This window comes from Pseudosulfitobacter koreensis, assembly GCF_024733015.1.
Taxonomy (GTDB): domain Bacteria; phylum Pseudomonadota; class Alphaproteobacteria; order Rhodobacterales; family Rhodobacteraceae; genus Pseudosulfitobacter; species Pseudosulfitobacter koreensis.
In genome coordinates this window covers 280,427-294,464 of the sequence record NZ_JANKJG010000002.1, presented here as the reverse complement: position 1 = coordinate 294,464, position 14,038 = coordinate 280,427, and the positions used below count along the sequence as shown (strand labels likewise).

The 14,038-nt window shown below is 63.7% G+C and carries 13 protein-coding genes; 12 read left to right on the top strand and 1 reads right to left on the bottom strand.

The features are described from left to right. Positions 1–11: 11 nt before the first annotated feature. The 12 genes from NTA49_RS04545 to NTA49_RS04490 all read left to right on the top strand — a co-directional run bounded on the left by NTA49_RS04545 (position 12) and on the right by NTA49_RS04490 (position 11,697). Positions 12–407, top strand: a complete 396-nt coding sequence (locus tag NTA49_RS04545) for a RidA family protein (protein ID WP_258293472.1) — start codon at positions 12–14, stop codon at positions 405–407. Positions 408–513: 106 nt separating this feature from the next. Next, on the top strand, positions 514–1,443 hold the full coding sequence (locus tag NTA49_RS04540; RefSeq protein ID WP_258293471.1) for a zinc ABC transporter substrate-binding protein: 930 nt from the start codon (positions 514–516) through the stop codon (positions 1,441–1,443). Positions 1,444–1,548: 105 nt separating this feature from the next. Further along, complete coding sequence (locus tag NTA49_RS04535) at positions 1,549–3,159, top strand: AMP-binding protein (protein WP_258293470.1); 1,611 nt, start codon at positions 1,549–1,551, stop codon at positions 3,157–3,159. 12 nt (positions 3,160–3,171) lie between these two features. Further along, entirely contained in the window at positions 3,172–3,852 is a 681-nt protein-coding gene (locus NTA49_RS04530; protein ID WP_258293469.1) for a TetR/AcrR family transcriptional regulator, read from the top strand. Between the two features lie 164 nt (positions 3,853–4,016). Beyond that, positions 4,017–4,766 carry an ABC transporter ATP-binding protein gene (locus NTA49_RS04525; protein WP_258293468.1) on the top strand — a complete coding sequence of 250 codons (750 nt, stop codon included), beginning with the start codon at positions 4,017–4,019 and terminating at the stop codon, positions 4,764–4,766. Next, the gene (locus NTA49_RS04520) at positions 4,759–5,493 is read left to right on the top strand and encodes an ABC transporter ATP-binding protein (RefSeq protein WP_258293467.1); all 735 of its coding nucleotides are present in this window, start codon (positions 4,759–4,761) and stop codon (positions 5,491–5,493) included. The genes NTA49_RS04525 and NTA49_RS04520 overlap by 8 nt, the downstream gene beginning before the upstream one ends. A gap of 51 nt (positions 5,494–5,544) precedes the next feature. Then, the gene (locus NTA49_RS04515) at positions 5,545–6,744 is read left to right on the top strand and encodes an ABC transporter substrate-binding protein (protein ID WP_258293466.1); all 1,200 of its coding nucleotides are present in this window, start codon (positions 5,545–5,547) and stop codon (positions 6,742–6,744) included. A gap of 67 nt (positions 6,745–6,811) precedes the next feature. Continuing rightward, positions 6,812–7,699 carry a branched-chain amino acid ABC transporter permease gene (locus tag NTA49_RS04510; protein WP_258293465.1) on the top strand — a complete coding sequence of 296 codons (888 nt, stop codon included), beginning with the start codon at positions 6,812–6,814 and terminating at the stop codon, positions 7,697–7,699. Continuing rightward, entirely contained in the window at positions 7,699–8,679 is a 981-nt protein-coding gene (locus tag NTA49_RS04505) for a branched-chain amino acid ABC transporter permease (RefSeq protein ID WP_258293464.1), read from the top strand. The genes NTA49_RS04510 and NTA49_RS04505 overlap by 1 nt, the downstream gene beginning before the upstream one ends. Before the next feature lie 153 nt (positions 8,680–8,832). Further along, positions 8,833–9,807, top strand: a complete 975-nt coding sequence (locus NTA49_RS04500) for an NAD-dependent epimerase/dehydratase family protein (protein ID WP_258293463.1) — start codon at positions 8,833–8,835, stop codon at positions 9,805–9,807. Position 9,808: 1 nt separating this feature from the next. Further along, entirely contained in the window at positions 9,809–11,092 is a 1,284-nt protein-coding gene (locus tag NTA49_RS04495; protein WP_258293462.1) for a flavin-containing monooxygenase, read from the top strand. 5 nt (positions 11,093–11,097) lie between these two features. After that, entirely contained in the window at positions 11,098–11,697 is a 600-nt protein-coding gene (locus tag NTA49_RS04490; RefSeq protein WP_258293461.1) for a cytochrome b, read from the top strand. 60 nt (positions 11,698–11,757) lie between these two features. Here NTA49_RS04490 and NTA49_RS04485 read toward each other — a convergent pair whose 3' ends face one another. Further along, on the bottom strand, positions 11,758–13,782 hold the full coding sequence (locus NTA49_RS04485; RefSeq protein WP_258293460.1) for a PhoX family protein: 2,025 nt from the start codon (positions 13,780–13,782) through the stop codon (positions 11,758–11,760). Positions 13,783–14,038 lie beyond the last annotated feature (256 nt).

Genomic DNA, 14,038 nt, shown 5'->3' with positions numbered 1-14,038 from the left:
GGAGGTGGCTTATGGCCCATCGCATCATTCAACCCGAGGGCTGGAAACCGGCCAAGGGATATGCCAACGGCATCCTGAGCAGATCCGGCACGCTTTACGTGGGCGGGCAGATCGGCTGGACCGCCGATCAGGTGTTCGAAGTGCATGATTTCATCGGCCAGATGCGGCAGGCGCTGATGAACATCCGCACCGTGGTCGAGGCGGCGGGCGGCACCTGCGCCGACATCGTGCGCCTGACGTGGTATGTCACCGACAAGGCCGACTATCTGGCGCATCAGGCGGAAGTGGGCGCGGCCTACCGCGAGGTGCTGGGCCGCAACTTTCCGGCGATGACGATGGTGGTGATCGACGCGCTGGTCGAGGACGAGGCCCTGCTGGAGATCGAAGCCACCGCCGAGATCGGCTGAGACCGTCGGTGTCGCCCCAGTGACGGCGTTTCGGTGTTTTGTGGGTTGAACGGGTTTTGCGCAAGAACTAGCAGGACCCATCAAGCCACGCCCCGGAGAGACGATCATGATCCCCAAGACAGCTTTGGCGCTGGTGTTCGGCGCAACCGCCGCAGGGGCGCAAGCGCCGCAGGTGGCGGTCGATATCGCACCGGTGCACGCGCTGGTGGCGCAGGTCATGCAGGGCGTCGGCGCGCCCGAACTGATCGTGCCGCCGGGGGCGTCGCCCCACGGTTATGCGTTGCAGCCGTTGCAGATGCGCAGCCTGTCGCAGGCCGATGCGGTGATCTGGGTTGGCCCCGCCCTTACACCTTGGCTGGACGCGCCGCTGGACGTGCTGGCGAGCGATGCGTCGCAACTGGTTCTGATGGACGCGCCACAGATGCTGAAGCTGAAGGTGCGCGAGGGTGCAGGCTTTCACGGTCGCGATCCGGGCGATGGGGTTGAGGAGGTCGGCACCGATGCGGCCCTGCCGGACGCGACAGCCGGCAACATTGATCCGCACGCTTGGCTCGCGCCCGAAAACGCCGCCTTGTGGATGCTGGAAATCGCGGTGGTTCTGGGCGCGCTCGACCCCGACAATGCCCTGACCTACGAGGAGAACGCCCGCGACGGTGCCGCGGCACTGGCGGGGCTGACCAGCGAGGTCAACGCGATCCTTGAGCCTGTGCGCAGTCGGCCCTTCGTGGTCAGCCACGATGCGTTCCAGTATTTCGAGCGCAGCTTTCACATGCCCGCAATCGCCGCGCTGAGCGGTGGGGATGGGCAGGACCCGGACCTGGTGGGCGCCGCCCAGATCCGCGAGGTGATCCAGACCGCTGGTGCCACCTGCGTGCTGTCCGAGCCGCAGCTCGACTCCGGCCTGGCCGATGCCGTGGGGGCCGCGCGGATGGGTGTCGCCGATCCACTGGGGGCCACGCTGGACCCCGGCCCTGCGCTTTATGGTGATCTGTTGCGCGGACTGGCCACCGCGCTGGCCGCGTGCTTGCGGAACTGATCCGTGCTGAAAATGTGACCCCACGCTCTTTGCTTTCTCTCGCTTGCGCCATCTGGACGCTGCGCAACATTCCCGTCAGTATGTTTTGCAAAGGGAGAGACCACCGTGACAAACACCACGCAAGCCGATAACGCCCCCTGCGCCGCCCTCGATCCTGACCACGCCGTTCTGCGTGCGATGATCGACAGATATGCGTCCGAGCGTCCCGATGCGCCCTTCGTCACGTTCTATCAAGGCGAGACCTGGGATTTCACTGAATTGCGCGCCCGTGTGCGCTGCCGTGCCGCCCTGCTGGCCAGCGTCGGCGTGGCGCAGGACGATACGGTTCTGACCTTCCTTGGCAACGGTCCCGATCTGTTGGTGACATGGTTCGCGATCAACTATCTGGGCGCGGTCTACGTGCCGGTGAACACGGCCCTTCTGGGCGATCCGCTGGCGCATATCCTTGAGGACGCGGGCGCGGCGGTCATGGTCGCTGCGCCGGAACTGGCCGCACGCCTTGCGGATGTGCCTGCGGGCGCGGTGCAGACCGTGCTGCTGACGGAAGACGGCGCTGCCCCCGATCTGCCCGGTCTGGATTGCCGTGCACTGGTCGATCCCGCAGACGACTCGGGCCTGCCGGACCTGCAGCGCCCCATTGCGCCGTGGGACACGCAGGCGATCATGTATACCTCGGGCACCACGGGCAAGGCCAAGGGCGTGCTGTCGTCCTATACCCAGCTTTACACCATGGGCCCTGACGCCTTCGACGACGTGCGCGCCGATGACCGCTGCCTGATCTGCGGGCCGATCTTTCATTGCGGATCGACGCTTTATGTCTACGCGATGCTGGCGCGGGGCCTGCCCATCGGCATGATGGCCGAGTTCAAAACGGACCGCTTCTGGGACGCGGTGCGCGAAACCGGCAGCACCTATTGCCTGCTCCTGGGCGTCATGGCGAGCTTCCTGCTGAAATCCCCCGCGACACCCCGCGACCGCGATCATTCGCTTCGCAAGGTGTTCATCGTACCCTTCGGAGAAGACGGCCCCGCCTTTGCCGCGCGGTTCGGCACGCAGGTCTGGACCATCTATAACATGACCGAAGTCGCCAGTCCGCTGCACGCAGGCCCCGATATCACCGACAAGGGGCTGGCGGGCACCCCGCGCGACTGGTGGGAGTGCAAGGTCGTAGACGAGAACGACATCGATGTGCCGCGCGGGCAGGTGGGCGAGCTGGTGGTGCGCTCGCAGCGTCCCTGGGCGTTGATGAAGGGATACCATAACGCGCCCGAAGCAACCGCGCAGGCGATGCGCAACGGCTGGTTTCACACCGGCGACAGTTTCCGGCAGGATGCGGACGGGCGGTTCTTTTTCGTGGACCGGCTAAAGGACGTGATCCGGCGGCGCGGCGAGAACATCTCGTCCTTCGCGCTTGAGGGGCAGGTGTTGCTGCACCCCGACGTGCGCGAATGTGCGGCCATCGCGGTGCCCAGCGAACACGGCGAGGACGAGGTGCTGATCTGCGTCACCCCGGTCGAGGGGCACAGCATCGACGCGGACGCGGTGCTGGAGGATCTGACAGGGCGCTTGCCACGTTTCATGGTGCCACGCTATCTGCGGGTGATGGACACGCTGCCCAAAACCGCATCGGGGAAGGTGCAAAAGCACGTCATGCGCGCCGAAGGTGTCACGCCGGACACCGTTGACCGCGCGGCGGCACGGCGCCGGGCAGGCTGAGGGGGGCTGCGGATGGCACAGACACCGGTGTCTGTCGGCGCCCGCTCCGTCGCCACGACCGGCACGCGCAAGACTGGCCCCCGCAAGAAGGGCTGGCGCAAGGACGAGATCATCTGCGCCGCTGCCGAATGCTTTATGGAACATGGCTATCAGGCGACGACGGTGGACAATGTGGCGGCGCGTCTGGGCTGCACCAAGGGCCGGATCTATCACCACTATGCGTCAAAGTCCGACCTGTTCTTTGACGTGCACCGCGAAGGGATGCAGCGGCTGTTTCGCGCGCAGGAACCGGCGCTGGCGACCCAAGGTGACGGGCTGGCGGTGCTGCGCGCCATGTGTGTGGCCCACGGGGTCGCGATGCTGGAACATCACACCTTTGAAAACGTGGTGGCGCAGGGCGTTAACGTGCACCGCTTCAACAGCGCCTCGCCCGAGCATAAATCGACCGTGCAAGAGCTGATCGACAGCCGCGATGCCTTTGAGGGAATGTTCAAGAAAGCGATTGCGCGCGCCATCGCAGACGGCTCGCTGCGCGCCGTCGATGTGGCGGTGACGGCCAAGGTGATCCTGGGCGCATTGCAGTGGACGATCTTCTGGTATCGCCCCGCCAAGGGCGATTCCGCAAAGACCCGCGCGGCCCTCGCCGAAAGCATGGTCGATCCGCTGATCGAGGGTCTTCGCAAGCGGACGTGACGTCGCGGCGTCATTATCACCACCACCTTAGGCAGAGTGTTGACAGTCCGTTACCCCAGGCCTAACGTCCGGAAAAACATACCAAAGAGTATGGGTTGGTCTCGGGGAGGGGGTCACGGTTTGAAACATCAAAATCACCAGAACAGTGTCATCGCGGTGTCCGCATGAGCGCGATGTTGCAGGCATCGGGGCTGACCAAGGAATTCAAGGGTTTCGTGGCGGTCAACAACGTCGATCTGACGGTCGAGCGTGGTACGATCCATGCATTGATCGGCCCCAACGGCGCAGGAAAGACCACGTTTTTCAACTTGTTGACCAAGTTTCTTCAACCGACGCGCGGCACGATCACCTATGACGGAAAAGACATCACGTCGAAATCGTCGGCGGATATCGCGCGGCTGGGTCTGGTGCGGTCATTCCAGATTTCGGCGGTCTTCGACGATCTGACCGTGCTGGAAAACGTGCGCATCGCGATGCAGCGGCGGCGCGGGGATTCCTATGATTTCTGGCGCTCCGAAGCCGTGCTGGGACAATATGACGACGAGGCCCGCGGCTATGTCGAAAGCGTCGGTTTGGGCGAATTCATCAACCACCGCGCAGCCGAGCTGTCCTATGGCCGCAAGCGCGCGCTGGAGATCGCGACGACCCTGTCGCTTGAGCCCGACATGCTGCTGCTGGACGAGCCGATGGCCGGCATGGGCCAAGAGGACGTCGAGCGTATCTCGGCGCTGATCAAGCGGATCAGCGAAGGGCGCACCATTCTGATGGTCGAACACAACCTTTCGGTCGTTGCCGACCTGTCGGACCGGATCACCGTTCTGGCACGGGGCGAAGTTCTGGCCGAGGGCGATTACGACACCGTGTCAAAGTCGCCCGAAGTGATCGAAGCCTATATCGGAGCAGGCCATGACTGATGCACAGGTGAACACCGCGAGCGCGGGCAAGCCGCTGTTGCAGGTCGACGGTCTGGAAGGCTGGTATGGCGAAAGCCACGTTCTGCACGGCATGGATTTCCACGTGAACGACGGCGAGGTGGTGACGCTTCTTGGCCGCAACGGGGCGGGCAAGACCACGACGATCAAGGCGATCATGGGCCTGCTGAACAAGCGTGCGGGATCGGTCAAGGTCGGCGGGACCGAAACGATCAACCTTCAGGCGCGCCACATCGCGCGACTGGGCGTCGCGATCTGCCCCGAGGAGCGCGGTATCTTCTCGTCGCTGTCGGTCGAAGAGAACATGAACCTGCCGCCGAAACTGGCCGAGGGCGGGCTGTCGCTTGAGCGGATCTATGATCTGTTCCCCAACCTCAAGGAACGCCGCCGCAGCCAGGGCACCAAGCTCTCGGGCGGCGAACAACAGATGCTGGCCATCGCGCGCATCCTGCGCACGGGGTCGAAATTTCTGCTTCTGGACGAGCCGACCGAAGGCCTTGCCCCGGTGATCGTCCAGCAGATCGGGCGCACCATCGCCGCGCTCAAGCAGGAAGGGTTCACGATCGTTCTGGTGGAGCAGAACTTCCGTTTCGCAGCCTCGGTGGCCGACCGTCACTACGTGGTGGAGCAGGGCAAGATCGTGGACATGATCGAGAACGAAGCCCTCGATGCGAACATAGACAAGCTGCACGCCTACCTGGGCGTGTAGCCAAACGTGATCGGCGCGGATCTACCGCGTCACAATGGGAGGAATTGTAACATGATCAAGAGAATAGCACTTTCAACGGCCGCCGTGTCGGCGCTGGTTGCGGGCCCCGCACTGGCCACCGACATCACGCTGGGTGTCCTGAACGACCAGTCCGGCGTCTACGCCGACCTGTCGGGCCAGGGCTCGGTTGTTGCCGCGCAGATGGCCGTGGCGGATTTCGATGCCGCAGGCAAGGGCATCAACGTCAACATCATCTCGGCTGATCACCAGAACAAGCCCGACATCGCGTCGAACATTGCGCGCCAGTGGTACGACCAGGACGGCGTCGATGCGATCCTCGACGTGCCGACATCCTCGACAGCACTGGCCGTGGCCGACGTGACGGCGGAATTCGGCAAGGTCTTCATCAACTCGGGTGCCGCGACGTCCGACCTGACACGCGCCAACTGCCAGCCGACCACGATCCACTGGACCTATGACACCGCAGCACTCGCCAACGGCACCGGCAAGGCCGTGACCGAAGCAGGCGGCGACACATGGTTCTTCCTGACGGCGGACTATGCCTTTGGCCACGCGCTCGAGCGTGACACGACCGCAGTGGTCGAAGCCAGCGGCGGCGAAGTGCTCGGCTCGGTCGCGCATCCGTTCCCCGGCACCGACTTCTCGTCGTTCCTGCTGCAGGCGCAAGCCTCGGGTGCCAAGGTGATCGGCCTGGCCAACGCCGGTGCGGATACCGTCAACTCGATCAAGCAGGCGTCGGAATTCGGCATCGTGCAGGGCGGGCAAAAGCTGGCCGGTCTGCTGCTGTTCATCAACAACGTCCATTCGCTGGGCGCGCAGACAGCACAGGGCCTGCAGATGACCACGGCGTTCTATTGGGACATGAACGATGACACCCGCGCCTTCAGCGAGCGGTTCAAGGAAGAGATGGGTTCGCCCCCCTCGATGGTGCAGGCCGGTGTCTATGCGGGCACGCTGCATTACCTCAAGGCGGTCGAAGCGGTTGGCAGCGATGACGCCGAAGCCATCGTCGCCACGATGAAGGAAATGAAAACCGACGATCCGCTGTTTGGCGAAGGCTACATCCGCAAGGATGGCCGCGTGATTCACGACATGTACCTGATGGAAGTCAAATCGCCCGAGGAATCGACAGGCGAGTGGGACCTGCTGAAAGAGGTCGCGACGATTTCCGGCGAAGACGCCTTCCTTCCGATGGAAGATGGCGGCTGCGCATTCGCACTGGCCGACTAAGCTGACCTAATCGGGCGCGGCGGCATCAGATCGCCGCGCCCCCTTCTTCGAGCTGACAGGGAAACACATGTTCGAACTTCTGGGCATACCGCCACAAGTCCTTCTGGGGCAGCTGCTGATCGGGCTGATCAACGGTTCGTTCTATGCTGTGCTCTCGCTGGGGCTGGCCGTGATCTTCGGCCTGCTCAACATCATCAACTTCGCCCATGGCGCGCAGTACATGATGGGTGCCTTCGTGGCGTGGATGTTGCTGAGTTACGGCGGCATCGGCTACTGGCCCGCGCTGTTTCTGGCCCCGGTCATCGTCGGGGTCATCGGCATCGCGCTGGAACGGGTGCTGATCGCGCGATTGTACAAGCTCGACCATCTCTACGGGCTGCTGCTGACCTTTGGTCTGGCGCTGATCATTCAGGGTCTGTTCCGCAACTACTACGGCGTCAGCGGATTGCCCTATCAAATTCCATCGGCATTGCAGGGGGGCCAGAACCTGGGCTTCATGTTCCTGCCGAACTATCGCGGCTGGGTGATCGTCGCCTCGGTCATCGTGTGCTTCGGCACATGGTTCATGATCGAAAAGACCCGTCTGGGCGCCAACCTGCGCGCTGCCACCGAAAACCCTGAATTGGTCGGTGCCTTCGGCGTCAACGTGCCGCGCATGATCACGCTGACCTACGGGTTCGGTGTCGCACTTGCGGCCTTTGCTGGCGTGCTGGCGGCTCCGATCTATTCGGTCAACCCCAACATGGGCGCCGATCTGATCATCGTGGTCTTTGCCGTTGTCGTCATCGGCGGCATGGGGTCGATCATGGGGTCGATCCTGACCGGCTTCGGCCTTGGTGTGATCGAGGGGCTGACGCGGGTGTTCTACCCCGAAGGGTCCGCCGTCGTCATCTTCGTGATCATGGCCATCGTGCTGATGATCAAACCCGAAGGTCTGTTTGGAAAGTCTGCCTGATGTCCACCAACGAGAATACCAAGACAGCAACTCCGGCCATGCACCGGTCCGTCGGCATGCCCGGACACATGAAGATCATCTTTGTGGTCCTGCTGGCCGTGTTGATCGCGCTGCCTTTCATGGTCTATCCGGTCTTTGCGATGAAGGTGATGTGCTTTGCGCTCTTTGCCTGTGCATTCAACCTGTTGCTGGGCTTCGGCGGTCTGCTCAGCTTTGGTCACGCGGCCTATTTCGGCATGGCAAGCTATGTCTGCGCCCACGCAGCCAAGGTCTGGGGCCTGACGCCGGAACTTGCGATCCTTGCGGGCACCGTCACGGCGGCCCTGTTGGGTCTGCTGATCGGGTCGCTGGCGATCCGGCGGCAGGGCATCTATTTCGCGATGGTCACGCTGGCCTTCGCGCAGATGGTCTATTTCTTCGCGCTTCAGGCCGAATTCACGGGCGGCGAAGACGGCATCCAGACGGTGCCGCGCAACGATCTGCTGGGTCTGTTCCCGATGGGCGACGACATCGTGTTCTATTTCTTCGTGCTGTTCATCACCTTTGGCGGCATCCTGTTCATCTACCGCATCACCCATTCGCCCTTCGGCCAGGTGCTGAAGGCGATCCGCGAGAACGAGCCGCGCGCGATCTCGCTGGGCTATCACGTGAACCGGTACAAGCTGACGGTCTTCGTGCTCTCCGCCACCTTTGCTGGACTGGCGGGGGCGACCAAGAGCCAGGTGTTCCATCTGGCGTCGCTTACGGACGTGCACTGGTCGATGTCGGGTGAAGTGGTGCTGATGACGCTGCTGGGCGGCATGGGCACCGTGCTTGGTCCCATTGTCGGCGCGGTCATCGTGGTCACGATGCAGAACTACCTGGCCTATCTTGGGGCCTGGGTCACTGTCATCCAGGGCGTGATCTTCGTCATCGGCGTGTTGATGTTCCGCGAAGGGATCATCGGGGTTCTGTCGAAGATCTTCAAAAAGCCGCTCTGACGGTTCGCCAGATTTGGCTTCATCTACAGGCCCGCGCACTTATCAAGGTGCGCGGGCTTTTTGTTGCTTGACGAAAAAACATACCGAGTAGTATGTTTTTACATGTCAGGGAGGACGCCAGATGCACCAATTTATTCAAAAGATACTTCACAGATGACCCGCGTCCTGATCACAGGCGGTGCCGGGTTTCTGGGCCAGCGGCTGGCGCGGGCGTTGATCGAAGCAGGCGCGCTGACGGACAGTGACGGCGTTCGCCGCGAGGTCACGCAGATCTGCCTGACCGACATCGCAGAGGCCGCCTTGCCCCCGTCCTTGCCCCCGTCGGACGGGCCGCAGATTGTCCAGCGGCAAGGGGATCTTTCCGATGCGGGCTTCACCGCCGCGCTTGCCGAGGAAGGGTTCGACAGCATCTTTCACCTCGCCTCTTACCTCACGCTGCAGGCCGAACAGGCCCCCGCCCGCGCCTATGCGGTGAACGTCGAGGCGCTGCGCCGTCTGGTCGATGCGGCACAGAACCGGCCCAAGGTGGTCTTTACCTCGTCCATCGCCATCTTCGGCGGCACGCTGCCCGATGAGGTCGGCGACGATTTGAACCCGGTGCCCACCACGACCTATGGCATCCACAAGGCGATCAACGAATTGCTGATCGCCGATTATTCCCGCCACGGACGCATCGACGGACGCGCGCTGCGCCTGCCCATCGTTCTGATCCGCCCCGGTGCAGCCTTGCCCGCCGTGTCCGACAGGGTGGCCGCCATCGCGCGCGCGCCGATGAACGGGCAGGACATCGCCGCCCCGCTGCCGCCCGACCTGCAGATGCCGGTCGTGTCGGTGGGCAAGGTGGTCGAGGCGCTGCTGCGCATACACGATCTGCCCGCCGACGCGCTGCCCCCGAAACGGGCGTTCAACCTGCCTGCGCTGACAGTCAGCGCAGCCGACATGGCCGAGGCCGTGGTACGGATGGGCGGCACCGGACGAGTGAGTTTCGCCCCCGAGCCGGGCATGTCCGATATCGTCGCAGGCTGGCCGCGCCGCTTCGTGTCGGCCACGGCGACCGCGCTTGGCATCGGGCCGGATGCGGATTTCGACGCGATCATCGCCGATTATCTTGTACATAAAGAGGGCTAATGTGAACAACATCTGCATTATCGGTGCCGGATCGTCCGGCGTGACCGTCGCCAAATCCCTGCGCGACAAGGGGCTGACCTTCGACATGTTCGAAAAAGGCAGCGATATCGGGGGCATGTGGCGCTATGAAAACGACAACGGCCAAAGCTCGTGCTACGCTTCACTGCACATCGACACCTCGCGGCCCAACCTGGGGTATTCCGATTTCCCGATTGATCCGTCTCTGCCCGATTTCCTGAGCCACGCGCAATTCCTGCGCCATCTCGAAGCCTATGCCGATGCCAACCACATCCGCCCGCTGGTCACCTTCAACACCGAGGTGACTGCCGTGACGCCCAAGGGCGAAGGCTGGGAGGTGACGCTGTCCACCGGCGAGACGCGCGACTATGCGCAGGTGATTGTCGCCAACGGCCACCTGTCCGACCCGCGCACGCCCGAGTTTGCAGGGCAGTTCGATGGCCCGCAGACCCATTCGCACCACTACCGCACTGCCGCCCCCTTCGAAGGGCAGCGCGTGCTGGTGGTGGGGCTGGGCAACTCTGCGGTGGATATCGCGGTCGATCTGGCGCGCCGGGCGGCGCATGTGACGGTTTCCACCCGGCGCAGTGCGTGGATCATGCCCAAGTACTTGATGGGTGTGCCGATCGACCAGTGGTCGGGCTTTCTGGTGCGCCGCATGAAACTGCCGGTGACATGGGCACGCCGCGTGATGGCGCGCCTGATCCGGCTGGGGCAGGGCGACCAGCGCCGTTTCGGCCTGCCGCGCCCGGCGCATCCGATGTGGCGCGAACATGCAACGCTCAGCCAGGAACTGCTGCCCTACATCGGGCACGGCTATATCGACGTGAAACCGGATGTGGCCGAACTGCGCGGAGGCAAGGTTGCCTTCACCGACGACAGCGAGGCGCCCTATGACGCGATCATCTACGCGACGGGGTACAACATCACCTTTCCGTTTCTGAACAAGGACGTGTTCGATCCGGGCGAGGACGCGGGCAATCTCTATCGGCGCATGGTGTCGCCTGCGCATCCGGGGCTGATCTTTGCCGGGTTGGTGCAGCCCGTTGGCCCGACCATTCCGCTGGTCGAGACCCAGGGCAAATGGATCGCGTCCTTGCTGGCGGGAGAGGTCGCGCTTCCCGACCGGCAGGGGATGCTGCAAGAAATAGCAGAGCACCGCGAAAAGCAGCGGCGCACGTACCTGGGGACGGCGCGCTATGTGCTCGAGGTTGACTACAGCCACTATACCAAGCAGATGAAAGGGGACATGGCGCGCCAGGCTTAGGCTGAATGCGTCCTGACGCGATGCGCGGCGCAGGTGTGCCGCGCACGCCGCAAGAGGAGCGCACCATGCCGAACCTGACCGACAGCCCGCACCGCTATGGCCTTGTCAGCCGCTGGCTGCACTGGGGGATGGCGGCGCTCTTTGCCGCACAGTTCCTGTCGGCCGCCGCACATTGGGCGCTGCCGCGCGAGAATGCCCTGCGCGATCTTTTGTGGGGCTATCACCCGACATTGGGCACTTTGCTGTTTCTGCTTGTCCTGCTGCGCGGGGCTTGGGGGCTGGCCAATATCCGGCGCCGCCCGGCGCATCTGGGCAGGCTGGGACAGGCGGCGACCCTTGGGCATCTGGCGATCTATGCGCTGATGGTGATCGTGCCCGGTGTCCGCCTGCTGGCCGCTGCGGGCAGCAAGGGCGGGCTGAGCGTGCTGGGGCTGGTGATCTCGCCCGCACGCGAGGCCGAGATTGCATGGATGCGCGCGCCTGCCGCCTGGCATGGCGAAATGGGCTGGGTGCTGGCGGCGCTGATCCTGGGGCATATCGCGATGGCAGTGCTCTGGCACCGGCTGATCCGGCGCGATGACACCCTCAAACGTATGGCCAGATAGGCCTGCGCCCCCGCAGGTGACTGCGAGGGCGCGATGTTAGGTCAGACGTGCACTGCCGACTCAGGTGGCGATTTTGCCGCCGCCTTGTTTCGTGACCACCAGCACCGCAGGGCGCGGTGGCATGGCGGGGTCAAAGTCGGGCCAGCGGGTCGCCGGATCTTCAAAGGTCGAATCGCGTTCGAACCCGACCAGATCCTTGGTGCCGTCCGTACCGGGGTGCTGGACGGCCAAAAACAGCGTGTCCATCGCGTCGGTAAAGTAGGGACCGCAGAGCTCTCCGCCCACCGGGCAGCGGAAGAACAGCCGCGACGTGCCGCGCGCTTCGCCTTCGGTTTCCAGCGCATAGAGCCCGTCGGATTTGCCGGTCTTGCCCCAGCTTGATCCCTGATCGGTGGAAATCCACAGACGGCCATCGGCGTCGATCGCGGCGTTGTCGGGCGACCCGAACCAGCCGCTTTCCGATGTCTCGGGGTTCCACTGCGCGCCCACTTCGGTCACGGCGGGGTCGCCGCATTTCACCAGGATCGACCAGGTGCCCTTGGTGGCCGAATGCAGGCCGCCGTCTTCCTTGATCTCGATGATGTGGCCAAAGCTGCTTTCGGCGCGCGGGTTGGCCGCGTCGACCTGATCGGCTTTGCGGCGGGTGTTGTTGGTCAGCATGATGTAGGCGGTGCCGTCGCCGCGCGGCTGCGCGTCTTCGGGACGGTCCATCGGTGTGGCCCCCAGCGCGTCGGCGGCAAGGCGGGTGTCGATCATCAAGTCGGCCTGGCTGGCAAAACCGTTTTCCGCCGTCAGCGGGCCCTCGCCATGCACCAGCGGCAGCCACGTCACGGTGCCGTCTTCGTCAAAGCGCGCGACATAGAGCGTGCCGTCCGACATCAGCGACGAGCCGAACGTCTCGTTGCCCGTCACGGTGCCGTTCGAGACGTATTTGTACTGATAATCAAAGCGGTTGTCGTCGCCCGAATAGATCACCAGCTTGCCGTCTTCCGACACGCAGGTCTCGGCGCCTTCATGGCGGAAGCGGCCCAGGGCCGTGTGCTTGATCGGCATGGCGTCGGGATTGCGCGGATCAACCTCGACGATCCAGCCCCAGCGGTTCGGCTCTTGCGGCTCGAGGTCGAGGTTCCAGTGATCGTGCACCTTGCCCCAAGCATACCAGCGGCCCGGCACGCCGTAGCGTTCCAGCTTGGCGGCTTCGGGGTGGGCAGAGACGTCGGGGTTGCCGTCGGCGTCCAGCTTGTCGGTCCAGAAATAGCCGTGGAAGTTTTCCTCGGCCATCAGGTAGGTGCCCCAAGGCGTCATGCCACCGGCGCAGTTGTTGACGGTGCCCATCACGGTCATGCCTTCGGGGTCGGCATTGGTCTGCATGCGGGCGTGGCCTGCTGCCGGACCGCTGAAGGTCATCTTGGTGTTCAGCGGCGTGATGCGGCGGTTGTACTGGCTGTCGCGCACCAGTTCCCATTTGCCATTCGCATTGCGGGCAATCTCGACCACGGTGCCGCCATGGGCGGCCATCTCGATGTCGATCAGCTCGGGCGTCATGCCCGCGAATTCGGCGCTGTCCTGACGGCCAAGACCGGGGAACATGACCTCTTCGTTGGTGTATTCGTGGTTGACGCAGAGCAGGCCGCGGTCGGGGTTGCCGTCCAACGGGGTAAAGCCCACGTAGTCGTTGTTATAGCCGAACTGCTGCAGCTGCGCGGCAGCGGTCTGGTTCATCACGTCGAATTCGGGCGCATCGGCGGTGATCGGATCGCCCCAGCGCAGCAGCACATCGGCGTCATAGCCTTCGGCGATGTGGTGGGTCGCGTCGTTGCCCCATGCCAGTTCGTCGAACACATAGCGCGAGGCGGTTGTGGCGCGGGCCGGTTGCGGCGCGATCATCGCGGCGGTGCCGAAGAGGGCGGTGGTCGCTGTCACGCCAAGCGTGCCGCGCAGGATGGCGCGGCGCGAATAGCGCGCGGCGATCACATCGCCGATGGTGCGGCTGAGGTTGGGGTTGGTGGGGATGTCGTCAAAGGCCTCGTAGGCTTCGGCCTTGTTGCCGATATCGGGGGCGTTGATGATGTCGCGGCGATTCATTTGGGTATGTCCTCACAGGGGGGTGACGATGGAGTGTGCACCGGATGCCGCAAAAGTGTAACGGGGGCGTGACTGGCGGATGGAATGTGCAAAATCACGCCTGTGACCGATGCAAAATCAGGCTTCGGTCTGTGGGCTGGGGGCCAATGCTGCGAAGACCGTAGACCCGGGAAACGCGCAGCGGCGAAGGTTTCGGCGGGTCTCGGGGTTGCAGGTCGGAAATGGCGATACTAAGACTCGGGTAACACCTTTGCAG

Coding starts and splice junctions, on each gene's coding strand:
- NTA49_RS04545 (WP_258293472.1), top strand. CDS start 12: ATGGCCCATCGCATCATTCAACCCGAGGGCTGGAAACCGGCCAAGGGA.
- NTA49_RS04540 (WP_258293471.1), top strand. CDS start 514: ATGATCCCCAAGACAGCTTTGGCGCTGGTGTTCGGCGCAACCGCCGCA.
- NTA49_RS04530 (WP_258293469.1), top strand. CDS start 3,172: ATGGCACAGACACCGGTGTCTGTCGGCGCCCGCTCCGTCGCCACGACC.
- NTA49_RS04525 (WP_258293468.1), top strand. CDS start 4,017: ATGAGCGCGATGTTGCAGGCATCGGGGCTGACCAAGGAATTCAAGGGT.
- NTA49_RS04520 (WP_258293467.1), top strand. CDS start 4,759: ATGACTGATGCACAGGTGAACACCGCGAGCGCGGGCAAGCCGCTGTTG.
- NTA49_RS04515 (WP_258293466.1), top strand. CDS start 5,545: ATGATCAAGAGAATAGCACTTTCAACGGCCGCCGTGTCGGCGCTGGTT.
- NTA49_RS04510 (WP_258293465.1), top strand. CDS start 6,812: ATGTTCGAACTTCTGGGCATACCGCCACAAGTCCTTCTGGGGCAGCTG.
- NTA49_RS04505 (WP_258293464.1), top strand. CDS start 7,699: ATGTCCACCAACGAGAATACCAAGACAGCAACTCCGGCCATGCACCGG.
- NTA49_RS04500 (WP_258293463.1), top strand. CDS start 8,833: ATGACCCGCGTCCTGATCACAGGCGGTGCCGGGTTTCTGGGCCAGCGG.
- NTA49_RS04490 (WP_258293461.1), top strand. CDS start 11,098: ATGCGTCCTGACGCGATGCGCGGCGCAGGTGTGCCGCGCACGCCGCAA.
- NTA49_RS04485 (WP_258293460.1), bottom strand. CDS start 13,782: ATGAATCGCCGCGACATCATCAACGCCCCCGATATCGGCAACAAGGCC.